Raw genomic sequence first — 13,346 nt, 5'->3', positions numbered from 1 at the left:
AAAATGCACGGCCCTCTAGGCAACTGATGGAGCACATGGCATGGCGACTAATCTGAAGCTGGTAGAAGGTAATGCAATGAATCCCGATCGTCAGAAGGCATTGGATGCCGCTCTAGCGCAGATTGACCGTGCCTATGGCAAGGGTTCGGCAATGCGGCTGGGCTCCAAGGAAGCGATGCAGATCGAGACGATCTCGACCGGCTCGCTCGGATTGGATATCGCCCTGGGCGTGGGCGGCTTGCCGCGGGGCCGGGTGATCGAGATTTACGGTCCGGAAAGCTCGGGCAAGACCACCCTCGCGCTGCATACCATTGCCGAAGCGCAGAAAGGCGGCGGCACCGCGGCATTTGTCGATGCCGAACACGCGCTCGACCCTGTCTATGCCAAGGCTCTGGGGGTCGATATCGACGAGCTGATTGTGTCGCAGCCCGATACCGGCGAACAGGCGCTGGAAATTGTCGATACGCTGGTGCGATCCAATGCGATCGACGTGCTGGTGATCGATTCGGTGGCCGCTCTGGTTCCGCGCGCGGAAATCGAAGGCGAAATGGGGGACAGCCATGTTGGCCTGCAGGCCCGCCTGATGTCGCAGAGCCTGCGCAAGTTGACCGGCTCGATTTCACGTTCGAAGACGATGGTCATCTTCATCAACCAGCTGCGCATGAAAATCGGGGTCATGTACGGTAACCCCGAAACCACCACAGGCGGCAATGCGCTCAAGTTTTATGCGTCGGTCCGGCTCGACATCCGCCGCACCGGCCAGATCAAGAATGGCGACGAGATTGTCGGCAATGCGACCCGCGTCAAAGTGGTCAAGAACAAGGTTGCGCCGCCATTCAAGCAGGTGGAATTCGACATCATGTACGGCGAAGGCGTGTCCAAGCTGGGCGAGATTCTCGATCTTGGGGTCAAGGCCGGAATTGTCGAGAAGTCGGGTTCATGGTTCAGCTACGACAGCATCCGGATCGGCCAGGGCCGGGAGAATTCCAAGCAATATCTGAAAGACAATCCCGAAGTTTGCGACAAGTTGGAAGCTGCCATCCGCAGCCGCACCGACAAGGTTGCCGAGGAAATGATGACCGGTCCCGTGTCTGGGCCAGACGCGGACGTCTGATCATTATTTTCTCAAGCGGGCGCGATGATGGTGCCCGGAAAAACGGAAAGCCGGCTCGTGTGTCCATTACGGACCCGGGCCGGTTTTTCTTTACACTGCCGGAGCGTCACTGTCCCGGATCAAGCCAACGCCCCGAGACGTATGACATTGGTACATCCGGCCGAAGCTACAGGCCAGATCGACGTGATACCTTTACGGAAATCAATAAGTCTTTTAGCAGCAGTCTCGAGCAAGCGAGCACTGGTCTCGACAGGGTTGCAAGGGGATCTGGATGGAACCGGGCGAATGGGAAGGGCCAGTTGGGGCCAAGTGGGCCCGGGAATGGCGCCGGACCGACCGTAGCTTTGCCGGACTGACCGACCGCTTGCTCGGCCATGCTCGCTCCGAACCTGTTTTCTCCGCCCTCGATATCGGTTGCGGCGCCGGCGAATTATCGCTGGCACTGGGGCGCAGCCATACCCACGCAGAGGTGCTGGGAATTGATATCAGCGAAGACCTGATTGCGGCGGCAAGATCCCGCGCGATCAATTCTCCCAATGTCCGGTTCGAAGTCGCCGACGCCGCGGTCTGGAACTCGGATGAGTTCACACCGGATTTGTTGCTGTCACGTCACGGGGTGATGTTTTTCCCCGAACCGACCGCCGCATTCGCCAATCTCAGGCAGAGCGCTGCGCCATCGGCGCGGCTGATCTTTTCCTGCTTCCGCTCGGTTGACGATAATCCCTGGGCCACCGGTCTTACTGAATTACTGCCCGCTGGTTTGTTCCAACCTCCACAATCGATGGTGCCGGGCCCCTTCGCCTTCGCTGACAAGGACGCTGTCACGGCGATGCTGGTCGAAGCAGGCTGGTCAGACATCGAATTTGAAAAGGTCGACTTCGCCTATATCGCCGGAACGGGCGAAGATGCCGTGGCTGATGCGAAATCCTATTTCCTGTCGATCGGCCCTGCCGCCCGGGCTGCTGCCGGAATGGCAGAGGGCGTCCGTGCCGCATTCTCGAAGCGCCTCGACGGCTTTATCGAAAGCCATTTGGACGGTGATCTCGTCGCTTTGCTGGCAGGAGCATGGATCGTCACCGCGCGCGCCTCGCCATCGACCTGACGCGTGAATCCGGCCAACAAAGGTGCCGCAGAGCCTGATTGGACTGCTCGCCAACATCAAAAGGCTTAATGCGCTTGTCGCCATGGCCGGTAATGCTTAATTGCGCCCGATGCAGTCGACCAACGAAATTCGCCGTTCCTTCCTCGATTACTTCGTATCGAAGGATCACGCATCGGTGCCGAGTGCACCGCTGGTACCGTATAACGACCCTACCCTGATGTTCGTCAACGCAGGGATGGTCCCATTCAAGAATGTCTTTACCGGGTTGGAGGCTGCGCCTGCGCCGCGTGCTACCAGTTCGCAGAAATGTGTTCGGGCAGGGGGCAAGCACAACGACCTCGACAATGTCGGTTATACGGCGCGCCATCACACGTTCTTCGAAATGCTCGGTAATTTCTCCTTCGGCGATTATTTCAAGGAAGAAGCGATCACGCTCGCCTGGACATTGCTGACGAAGGAATGGGGCCTCGCGCCGGACAAATTGACTGCCACCGTCTATCACACCGATGACGAGGCGTTCGATCTGTGGCGCAAGATTGCCGGCCTGCCGGAAGATCGCATCATCCGGATCGCGACGTCCGACAATTTCTGGTCGATGGGCGATACCGGCCCATGTGGCCCGTGCAGCGAGATTTTCTACGACCACGGCGACCACATTCCCGGTGGACCTCCAGGATCTCCGGACGAGGACGGCGACCGCTTCATTGAAATCTGGAATCTGGTGTTCATGCAGTTCCAGCAGGATTCCTCCGGCGAGCGAGCCGCCTTGCCCAAACCGTCGATCGATACCGGCATGGGGCTCGAACGGGTCGCCGCCGTCATGCAGGGCGTGCACGACAATTACGACACCGATACATTCAAGGCGCTGATTGCGGCGTCCGAAAGCCTGACCGGGATTGCCGCCGAAGGCGAGAACCGGGCCAGCCACCGCGTGATTGCCGACCATTTGCGATCGACCAGCTTTCTGCTGGCGGACGGGGTCCTCCCGTCCAACGAAGGGCGCGGATACGTGCTGCGCCGGATCATGCGCCGCGCCATGCGCCACGCGCATCTGCTCGGTTCAAGCGATCCGCTGATGCACCGGCTAGTCCCGGCGCTGGTCGGTGAAATGGGCCAGGCTTATCCCGAATTGCAGCGCGGCCAGGCCTTGATCCAGGAAGTGCTGGAACGGGAGGAAACCCGATTTCGGCAGACGCTCGACAAGGGCCTCCGCCTCCTCGACGAAGCCACCGGAACGATGTCCGCCGGGGACCGGCTCGACGGGGAAATCGCCTTCAGGCTCTACGACACCTTCGGCTTTCCCTACGATTTGACCGAGGACGCCTTGCGGGCGCGCAACATCGGAGTGGACCGCGCCGGTTTCGACGCCGCGATGGAGCGGCAGAAGGCCGCCGCCCGGGCTGCATGGAAAGGTTCCGGTGACGCTGCCTCGGGCGAGGTCTGGTTCGATATCGCCGAACGCGAAGGGGCCAGCGAATTTACCGGCTATACCTCCACCAGCGGGGAGGGCCGGGTGGTTGCGCTGCTCAAGGATTCCGCCGAAGTTCCATCCGCCGAGGCTGGCGACACGGTTGTCGTGCTGACCAATCAGACGCCTTTCTACGGTGAAAGCGGAGGGCAGGCGGGCGATGTCGGGACGATTTCCAATCCTGATGGTCTGAAAATGGAAGTATCCGACACTTCCAAACCGCTCGGGCGGCTCCATGCGCATCACGCGAAGGTCAGTTCCGGCACCATCAAGGTTGGCGATACGGTGCATCTTGATGTGGATGCCGACCGGCGGGACCGCATCCGGGCGAACCACTCCGCCACGCATCTGCTTCACGCGGCACTACGCAACCGCCTTGGCGAGCATGTCACGCAGAAGGGATCGCTGGTTGCAGAAGACCGCCTGCGGTTCGATTTCTCGCATCCAAAGCCGCTCACCGACGACGACATCGCCGCGATAGAGCGCGAAGTGAATGACGAGATCCGCAGCAACGAAGCCGTCTCGACCCGGCTGATGACTCCGGAAGATGCGATTGAAGCCGGGGCGATGGCCCTGTTCGGCGAGAAATACGGTGACGAAGTGCGCGTGCTGTCGATGGGCCGCACCGGCGGCGAAGGGCAGAGCTATTCCGTCGAATTGTGTGGCGGCATCCATGTCACCGCAACCGGGGATATCGGTGTGTTCCGGATCATTTCCGAAGGCGCTGTCTCTTCGGGTGTCCGCCGGATCGAAGCGCTGACGGGCGAAGCGGCCAGGCAGTGGCTCGTCGGCCGCGAAGAGGCTTTGAAGTCCGTTGCCAGCGCCATGAAGACCGCGCCGGAGGATGTCGCAGCCCGGGTCACCGCGCTCCTCGAGGAGCGCAAGGTGCTGGAGCGTGAACTGGCCGAAGCACGCAAGCAGCTGGCGCTTGGCGGGGGCGGCGCGGCGGCGGGTCCGAAGGACGAGAACATTGGCGGCGTCGCATTCTCCGGTCAGGTGATCGAGGGGCTGGATCCCAAGGAATTGCGTCCGCTGCTCGATCAAACCAGGACGCGCATGGGTTCCGGCATCGCTTCTGCCATCACGATCAACGATGGCCGCGCTGCCGTTGCAGTGGCGGTGACCGATGATTTGACGGACCGTTTCGATGCGGTTGCCCTCGTGCGGGTCGGCGTGGAATCGCTCGGCGGCAAGGGCGGCGGCGGACGGCCCGACATGGCGCAGGGCGGCGGGCCTGATGCCTCGCAAGCCGATGCCGCGTTAAATGCGGTTCGGGCAGCTATCGCAGCAGCGTAGCCGGATCAGTCTGCCGCGCCGACATTGCTGGTGCGCAATTTGGGTTTGGTGTCCAGCTTGGCATCCTGCTGAAGCTTGATTCGGAATTCGTCCCGCTTTTCATGGATGGAGGCGATGACGGGCCCCATCGCGACGCCCAGATCGACCAGCACCGCCTCCGATAATTGGAGCGAGCTTTCGAGCGTTTCCGGCACCGCATGGCTGGCTCCGCTGCGGTATAGTTCAGCCGCATGGCTGGTATCGCGGGCGCGTGCGATAATGGGCAGGTCGGGGTAGGCCTTGCGCAGCTTCGACGTCAGACGCTGGGCCAGCACGGGCTCGTCCATGGTCAGGATCACTGCCAGCGCGTTCTCTATCCCCAGATTTCGTAGCGCATGACCGCGCGCAGCGTCGCCGAAAGCTGCGCGATAACCCTGGCGTTTGGCAATTTCGACCAGGTCGGCGTCGGAGTCTATGGCTACATAAGGCTTACCGTGAACGGTCAGCATCTGTGCCACCAGGCGGCCAACGCGGCCTGCGCCCACAATAATGACGCGCGGAGTAGCCCGGTCTTCCGGCGGCAATTCGGGTGCCGGCTCGACCTTGCGCGCAACAACCCGGCCCAGGCGGGCGAGCAAGGGGGTGATCGTCAATCCGATCGCGGTCACGATCTGCCAGAATTGCGCGGTGCCGGGCTGGATCAGCAGCGCCGAGCTTGCGGCGGCAAGAACGATCAACGTTGTTTCGGACGGACTCGCCATCAGTATGCCGGTTTCCGTCGCAGTGCTCCGCCGCGCGCCCATCATTCGCAGCAGCAAGCCTGTCACCAGCGCCTTGAAGGTCAGCACCAGGACAACTGCAAGCGCTATGGGGCCCAAATTGTCCCAGATGGTGGTGACGTCGATGCTCATGCCCACAGTGATCAGGAAGATCCCCAGTGCAAGGCCCTTGAACGGCTCCATGATCGCTTCGACTTCGCCGTGATACTCGGTCTCGGCGATCAGCAGGCCGGCGATCAGCGCTCCGACGATGGGTGAAAGGCCAACTGCGGCTGTGGCCAGGCTTGATCCGATAACGACCAGCAGGCTGGCAGCGAGAAACAGCTCCGGACTTTTCGTGCGGGCTGCCTGGGCGAACAGGCGGGGCAGGGCAACCCGCCCGAGGACCAGCAACGCGAGGATGACCAGTCCGCCGAGCCACAAGGTGCCGAGCAGGCCGTCCCACCCTTCGTTCTGAGCATAGGGAGCCATGGCGCCGAGCATGAAAATGATCGGCACGATGGCTATGTCTTCGAACAGCAGCATCGACAGGGCGGCGCGTCCGACCGGGCTGGTTGTGCCGGCGATGGGGAGCACGATTGCCGTGGAGGAAAGCGCCAGAGCCAGCCCGAGGCCCAGCGCGCCGGTCCAGTACTGACCCAGCATCGACAGGAATATCGCCAGCATTCCGCCAATAATGATGAGTTCCAGCGCACCGAGCCCGAACACCAGCTTGCGCATCGTCCACAGACGCTTGAACGACAGTTCGAGGCCGATGGTGAACAACAGCAGGATGATCCCGAACTCCGCGAAGGGTTCCAGAGCCTCGGGATCGGTGATCGTAACGTGTTCCAGCAGTGGGTAATTATACACCAGCTTGCCGAGACCGAACGGTCCTACCAGCAGGCCGATCAGAATGAACCCGATGACCGGGGTGATCCGGAAACGGGTGAAAACCGGGATCACAATTCCCGCAGCGCCGAGAATTACCAGCGCATCGGACAACATCGGAGAGGAAAGTTCACCAGCCATAGGGGTCTTCTATGGCAGGCGGGTCGCGCTTGTCACCCGGCTTGGCCCCCCGCGCGGACATAAGTTCAGCCGCCGCCGGGGCTATGCGGTCCCTTGGGTGCTGACACTGAAGCCTCCTGATCGGCGCCGATGCGGTATTGTTCCGGGTTTGTCGCGGCCCGTTTGTCCCAGGCAATGCGATAGAGATCGAACCGCCGATCCGCGAGATTTTGAACCGTCCCCTCGGCGCGCGCCCAGCTGAGGTCTGCCAGATTGACGTCGCTGATCGTCAGGGTCTCGACGTTCTCGCTCGCTTCGGCCGCGATACCGTCCCGCGCGAAAGGGAAATCGCACGGGGTGAGGATGCAGCTTTGGGCATATTGGATGTCCATGTTGGCGACGTTGGGCAAATTGCCGACATTACCGCTCATAACCACGAAGCACTGGTTCTCGATCGCCCGGGCCTGCGCGCAGTAACGCACGCGCATATAGCCCTGCCGACTGTCGGTGCAGAACGGTACGAAGATGATCCGCGCACCTTCGTCGACCAGACGGCGAGCAAGTTCGGGAAATTCGCTGTCGTAGCAGATGAGCACTCCGATCGGGCCGCAATCGGTGGGGATCGCATCGATGGAATCCCCGCCCTTGATATTCCACCAATAGGCTTCGTTCGGGGTCGGGTGAATTTTTTCCTGCGAATAGATCGACCCGTCGCGCAGACAGACATAGGCGATGTTGTGGATATCGCCGTCTTCCAGGCGCGTAGGGTGGGAACCGCCGATGATGTTGATGTTGTATTTAAGCGCCATGTCCGACAGCGTCTGGCGGATCTTCGGGGTGTATCGGGACAGCGTTTCGATCGCTTCCAGCGGGGTCAGTTCCTCTTCCTCGAAGGACAGAAGCATCAGCGTGAACAGCTCGGGAAAGACGATAAAATCCGCCTCGTAATCCGCTGCAACATCGACGAAATATTCGATGTGGCGGATGAATTCGGCGAAGTCCTTGACCGAACGCGCCTGCAATTGGCACGTGGCAATGCGGACGCTTTCAACCCCGCGCGGCAGCCGATGCTTCTGCGGCTTGTCATGATCGACATAGGGGTTACGCCACATCATGTGGACCGCGAACGCTTTCGACTTCTTGTCTTCCGGCAGGTAGTTCGGCAGGATTCCGATCGGTTCGAACCCGTTGGCCAGCTGAAACCGCAGCACCGGATCGTGGATCTTGTTCTCGATCACCTGAGCCAGATAATCCTGCGGCCCGTCGACCTTCCGCCAGTAGCGTTTAAGATTTGGCATCCGGCCGCCAAAGACGATTCCGGTCAGTTCGAGCCGTTCGGCCAGCGCCCGCCGTTCTTCATACAGCCGCCGGCCGATGCGTGTTCCGCGGGACTTGGGATCGACGCACATTTCGTAGCCATACAGCCATTCACCCGTTGGCAGATGGCGCGATCCGAAGCCGTTGCCGGTAATTTCGTCCCAGCTATGCGGTTTCAGCGCGGTGTTCGCGCTTAGCCGCATGGACGCGCAATAGCCGACCAGCACGCCGTCCATCTTCGCGACGAAACAGCCGTCGGGGAAATTGTTGATCTGACCGCGAATTTCGCCGTGGGTGTAGGCGGGAAGATCGGCGTAGGCGCGCTTTACCAGGTCCGCAATCGCCCGCACATCGGATGGCCGTGCCTGGCGCACCTCGAGCCGGGCCTTGCCGCGGCGTTCCTGGTCCGTCGGGCTCTCAGTGTCAGAGACGGCTGGTTTGGACGAGTTGACCATTTGGTTGTGCTTTCAAGAAAGAAGGCCGCGCTGATCCGGCACGGGATCGGCGCGGCCCCCAATCTTCATGTGAGGATCTAAGCCCAGTTCTGCATTTCTGCTTCGAGGTTGTTTACGATTGCTTCGAAGAATTGTTCCGTCGTCAGCCAGCTCTGGCTGGGGCCGATCAGCAAGGCCAGATCCTTGGTCATTTGCCCCTTCTCAACCGTTTCGATGCAGATCCGCTCGATGGTTTCGGCAAAGCGGACCACGTCAGGCGTATTGTCGAACTTGCCGCGGTACATCAGGCCCCGCGTCCAGGCGAAGATCGAGGCGATCGGGTTGGTCGAAGTCGCCTTGCCCTGTTGATGCTGGCGGTAATGGCGGGTCACGGTGCCGTGTGCGGCCTCCGCTTCCACCGTCTTGCCGTCGGGCGACATCAGGACGGATGTCATCAGGCCAAGCGAGCCGAAGCCCTGCGCAACCGTGTCCGATTGGACGTCGCCGTCGTAATTCTTGCAGGCCCAGACGAATTTGCCGCTCCACTTGAGCGCCGATGCGACCATGTCATCGATCAGGCGGTGTTCGTAGGAGATGCCGGCCTCGGCGAATTTGTCCTTGAATTCGGCTTCGTAAATTTCCTCGAACAAATCCTTGAACCGGCCATCATAGGCTTTCAGAATCGTGTTCTTGGTCGACAGATAGACCGGCCATTTGCGGTCGAGGCCGTAATTCATCGACGCGCGGGCGAAATCGCGGATCGAATCGTCATGGTTGTACATTGCCATGGCGACGCCGGGCTGGTCGAAAGTATGCACCTCAAGGTCGATATTCTTGCCGTCTGCCCCTTCGAACACCAGGCGCAGCTTGCCCGCGCCCGGGATCAATGTGTCGGTGGCGCGGTACTGGTCACCGAAGGCATGGCGACCGACCACGATCGGGTCTGTCCAGCCGGGTACCAGCCGCGGAACATTGTCGATCACGATCGGTTCGCGGAAAATGGTGCCGCCTAGAATGTTGCGGATCGTGCCGTTGGGCGAACGCCACATTTTCTTGAGACCGAATTCTTCAACGCGGGCTTCATCGGGAGTGATGGTGGCGCATTTTACGCCGACGCCGTACTGCTTGATCGCGTTGGCGGAATCGACGGTGATCTGGTCGTCCGTCTCGTCGCGTCTTTCGATCGAGAGATCGTAATATTTCAGGTCGATGTCCAGATACGGCAGGATCAACCGTTCACGGATCCACTGCCAGATAATTCTGGTCATTTCGTCGCCGTCGAGTTCGACGACCGGGTTAGCTACCTTGATCTTCGCCATGGTTTTCCTGTGCTCGTTGTTTTGGAAGTTGGGGGGGCTTTAGCAGAGGGGGCCCGAGGCGCAAGGCAGGGGAATTGATTCGCCTTGAGGTTGGACTTTCAGAGGAAGCCTGAAATTTCCTTCCCGATGTAACGATCTGCGACCCTTCACCGAAAATGTGGCTGTGAGGACAGCTGGCCTCGACCGCTTTTCGCGCCTGACCCCGGACTTCTTCGGGTGTGCAGAGCGCGGTTTCGCACAAGGAGAATAGTCGCATGAGCAAGAATTACACCCGGATCGCCGCTTCGGTGTCGGCGCTCGCCGCCGCCGCTTTGCTCGCGTCCTGCGGGTCCAACGCGGGTCAGAACCAGAACGCGGCGGATCCTGCCGCGGACACCGAAGTTGCCGCGATGGAGAAATGCTACGGCGTGGCACTGGCCGGCAAGAACGATTGCGCGGCGGGGCCGGGCACCAGCTGTGCCGGTACTTCGACCGTAGATTACCAGGGCAACGCCTGGAAGAATGTCCCGGCCGGCGAATGCGAACCGATGGGCGGCACGCTCACCGCGCATTCCGGAAACCCGGCACCTGTCCCCCAGGGGGCTTAAGCCCTCGGGTCGCGGCGGCTACTGGCTGGCATGAACATCCTTTCCGAATTACCCCCCTCGGTGGGAATAGGGCTCAAGCCGCAACATTATGCGGAACACCTTGACCCAGTGTCAGCCAGTACTCGCACTTTGCCTGACAAGCGCTTCTACCCGCGGGTCGACCGGCCAATGGGCTAGCTCCGGCCAGCACGGCAAAGCAAACGCGGGAATCAAAAACCCCTCAAGTCCGGTGACTTGAGGGGTTTTGAATGGTGGGCGTAGAGAGAGTTGAACTCCCGGCCCCTGCGATGTCAACACAGTGCTCTACCACTGAGCTATACGCCCACATAATTCACCCGCTGAGCAAACAGCAGGCGCGCCCTCTAGCCTCTGGCTCGGGCCTGCGCAAGTAGGTGTTTGGCATTGCGTGACCGACCGGACAGTCCAGACCGAAGGCTGCGCCTAGAGGCTCGCGTGCACCCGGTCTTCGAACACCCGTTCGACTTCGAGCACAAGGTCTCGCAGATGGAACGGCTTCGACAGAACCTTGGCCTGCGGCTGCTCGCGGCTGGCCTTCAAGGTGACCGCCGCGAAGCCGGTAATGAACATCACCTTGGTCTGCGGACTGATTTCGTTGCATCGCTGCGCCAGTTCGATCCCATCCATTTCGGGCATGACGATGTCCGACAGCAGCAGATCGAAATGTTCCTGTTCGAGGAAGGGCAGGGCAGCAGTCCCGCGATCGACGGCAACGACATCATATCCGGCGTTTTCGAGCGCGCGTGCAAGATAGGCCCGCATCGCTTCCTCGTCTTCCGCCAGCAGGATTCGCAGGGTATCGGATTTTTCCATGTCCTGACTATAGCCGACTTCGCTTAAGAAATCTTTGTCGCTGTTTCACCTGACCCGCTTTGACACAGCGCAGCGAGGCGCTAATCCTTTCTTCATGAAACGAGCGGCCGGAGAACTGGGGAAAGACAAAGACCATTTGGTCGAGCATGGCGGCATGATCCCGGGCACGAGCGAACCCGCGTTTACGCTAAGCCTGCGCGCCGACTGTCCGATCCCCGTCATCATCGCTGCGCCTCATGCCGGGCGGGCTTATCCCGGCGCTCTGCTTGGGGCGATGCGCGACCCTGAATATTCGGCAATTCGGCTGGAAGACCGGCATGTAGACCGCATTGCGCTGGAGATAGCGCGGCAAACCGGTGCCGGCTTGCTGGTAGCGCACGCACCGCGCGCAATGCTCGATCTGAACCGGAATAGCGACGATGTCGATTGGGAGATGATCCGCGGCGGCAGACCGTCAGACGTGCGGCGAAACCTGACCAACCGCCGTTCGCGTACCGGGCTCGGCCTGATTCCGCGTCGCCTGGCGCGGCATGGCGAAATCTGGAAAGCGCAGATCAGCCATGATCAACTGACTGCGCGAATCGACGGGATTCACCGGCCCTACCATCAAGCGCTCGCGAAAGCGCTGGAGGCTGTCCGCGACCGCTGGGGGGCGGCTCTGCTGATCGATCTTCATTCCATGCCGCCGTTAAAGCCAAGACACGAAGGCGACCGGCCCGCGGAAATTGTGATTGGCGACCGCTTCGGTGCGTCGAGCGACGGATTGCTCGTAGCAGCTGCTTTGGCCTATCTTGCGCGGCAGGAGAAAACGGTGGCCCACAACCGGCCCTATGCTGGTGGCTACGTGCTGGACCGTCATGCGGCCCCGGCGCGCGGGATCCACGCTCTCCAACTCGAGCTGTGCCGGTCAACTTATCTCGACCGGAGACTGGAAGAACCCTCTGCACGCATGGCGGGTATGGTGCGGCTGGTTTGCGGGTTGGTACGCGAACTCGGCGGCACGGCAGCGGCTCTGGGCCGCTCGGGCAATTTCTCCATCGCCGCGGAGTAGCGCTGGAGCACCAAAAAAACCACCCCGTGCTTATCGCACGAGGTGGCCAAGGTTCAGGGAGGTGTGCACCTGGTGCACCGGTTCTGGCGGGCCATGAGGGTAGCGCCGCCGAACATCATCAAGATAGGACGGGATCAGCGCCAGTTCAAGACTGAACTGTCGCTTAGGTAACCCCGCCTACCGCAGTTCTCTATCGCCCCGTTTGACAGGGACGATATCAGCCCGCGTCAGCGAGCTTCGGACCCTTGCCCTGCTGCAACTGGCGGGAGAACACCACCCGCATCAGGTCGAGCGAAAAGATCTGGGCGTGGATCAGCGCCATCATTCCGTTCTGGTTCCATGTGCGCAGCAGATCGCCGCGCAAATCCTGCAGCTTTTCCTGGTTGATCATCTGGAAACCGCGGTAGATGAACGGCTTGTCCGGATTTTCGTTCTGCGAAATCGAAATTTCCCCATCCATCAGCAATTCGTGCTTCTTCAATTCCTCGATGAATGACTTTGTGCGCGCACCGGCCTGTTCGAACCTTTCGCAGAATTGCAGGATTTCCGTGGTCCACGGTGATGGCTTGCCGTCTTCATCGAACAGGGCGTTGCCTTCTTCGAATTCGCCGATCGAATCGGCAGTCGGATCGAAGCACAGGGAAAGATCTTCCGTATCCGGGGTCAGCTTCGCCAACATGTAGGGATAGCGCCGGATATAGGCAGGAATGTAAATCGGATCGTCGATCTTGCCAGCATCGTTCACGAATGTGTTGACGCCTTCATTGAGGCCCATGAGCGCCAGCGGCAGGGGATTTTCGCCCGAGGAGAATACGATCGGGAAATCGCGCTGTGCCTGGACGAATTCGTCCACTGTCAGGGGAATTGCGTGCTGGCCAACCAACCATGGTGCCGTATCGGCCGGCTTGCCCTTCCAGCTCGCATGGTCGCGGCTGTTGAGCGGCATCAAGTCTTTGTAAAACAGGGGCAGGGTGGGTTGCGGCGCGCTGGCCATGAAGTTTCTCCAATATTTGAAAAGCGGAATAGTTGCCAAGGCGGTGACACCGTGATGCCAGCCGCTGAAATCGCGTGAAGCGCGC

The 13,346-nt window shown here is 60.6% G+C and carries 10 protein-coding genes and 1 tRNA gene; 5 read left to right on the top strand and 6 right to left on the bottom strand.

The genetic code is table 11. The annotated features are described in order from the left end of the window. Nucleotides 1–40 precede the first annotated feature (40 nt). From recA to alaS, 3 genes are all read left to right on the top strand, one after another. Entirely contained in the window at nucleotides 41–1,114 is a 1,074-nt protein-coding gene (gene recA / locus U0988_RS00110; RefSeq protein ID WP_322290621.1) for a recombinase RecA, read from the top strand. A 271-nt stretch (nucleotides 1,115–1,385) separates the two neighbouring features. Continuing rightward, nucleotides 1,386–2,216 carry a class I SAM-dependent methyltransferase gene (locus tag U0988_RS00105; protein WP_322290620.1) on the top strand — a complete coding sequence of 277 codons (831 nt, stop codon included), beginning with the start codon at nucleotides 1,386–1,388 and terminating at the stop codon, nucleotides 2,214–2,216. A gap of 109 nt (nucleotides 2,217–2,325) precedes the next feature. Beyond that, on the top strand, nucleotides 2,326–4,980 hold the full coding sequence (gene alaS / locus U0988_RS00100) for an alanine--tRNA ligase (protein ID WP_322290619.1): 2,655 nt from the start codon (nucleotides 2,326–2,328) through the stop codon (nucleotides 4,978–4,980). 5 nt (nucleotides 4,981–4,985) lie between these two features. Here alaS and U0988_RS00095 read toward each other — a convergent pair whose 3' ends face one another. The 3 genes from U0988_RS00095 to U0988_RS00085 all read right to left on the bottom strand — a co-directional run bounded on the left by U0988_RS00095 (nucleotide 4,986) and on the right by U0988_RS00085 (nucleotide 9,798). Next, nucleotides 4,986–6,749, bottom strand: a complete 1,764-nt coding sequence (locus tag U0988_RS00095; protein WP_322290618.1) for a cation:proton antiporter — start codon at nucleotides 6,747–6,749, stop codon at nucleotides 4,986–4,988. Between the two features lie 65 nt (nucleotides 6,750–6,814). Then, nucleotides 6,815–8,500, bottom strand: a complete 1,686-nt coding sequence (locus U0988_RS00090; protein WP_322290617.1) for a GNAT family N-acetyltransferase — start codon at nucleotides 8,498–8,500, stop codon at nucleotides 6,815–6,817. A gap of 77 nt (nucleotides 8,501–8,577) precedes the next feature. Further along, entirely contained in the window at nucleotides 8,578–9,798 is a 1,221-nt protein-coding gene (locus tag U0988_RS00085; RefSeq protein WP_322290616.1) for an NADP-dependent isocitrate dehydrogenase, read from the bottom strand. 254 nt (nucleotides 9,799–10,052) lie between these two features. Between U0988_RS00085 and U0988_RS00080 the strand changes: the two genes are divergently transcribed. Beyond that, nucleotides 10,053–10,385, top strand: a complete 333-nt coding sequence (locus U0988_RS00080; protein ID WP_322290615.1) for a DUF2282 domain-containing protein — start codon at nucleotides 10,053–10,055, stop codon at nucleotides 10,383–10,385. Between the two features lie 249 nt (nucleotides 10,386–10,634). Here U0988_RS00080 and U0988_RS00075 read toward each other — a convergent pair. After that, nucleotides 10,635–10,709 (bottom strand) — tRNA-Val (locus U0988_RS00075). A gap of 117 nt (nucleotides 10,710–10,826) precedes the next feature. After that, a complete protein-coding gene (gene cpdR, locus U0988_RS00070; protein ID WP_322290614.1) occupies nucleotides 10,827–11,216 on the bottom strand; it encodes a cell cycle two-component system response regulator CpdR in 390 nt (129 codons plus the stop codon). 94 nt (nucleotides 11,217–11,310) lie between these two features. On the opposite strand from cpdR, the gene U0988_RS00065 reads away from it, so the two are divergent. Beyond that, nucleotides 11,311–12,267 carry an N-formylglutamate amidohydrolase gene (locus U0988_RS00065; protein ID WP_322290613.1) on the top strand — a complete coding sequence of 319 codons (957 nt, stop codon included), beginning with the start codon at nucleotides 11,311–11,313 and terminating at the stop codon, nucleotides 12,265–12,267. A 217-nt stretch (nucleotides 12,268–12,484) separates the two neighbouring features. On the opposite strand, the gene U0988_RS00060 is transcribed toward U0988_RS00065, so the two are convergent. Then, the gene (locus U0988_RS00060; RefSeq protein WP_322290612.1) at nucleotides 12,485–13,261 is read right to left on the bottom strand and encodes a SapC family protein; all 777 of its coding nucleotides are present in this window, start codon (nucleotides 13,259–13,261) and stop codon (nucleotides 12,485–12,487) included. Nucleotides 13,262–13,346: the final 85 nt, after the last annotated feature.

The sequence above is a fragment of the Allopontixanthobacter sp. genome, from assembly GCF_034376665.1.
GTDB lineage: Bacteria > Pseudomonadota > Alphaproteobacteria > Sphingomonadales > Sphingomonadaceae > Allopontixanthobacter.
This window is presented reverse-complemented; position numbering and strand designations above follow the sequence as displayed.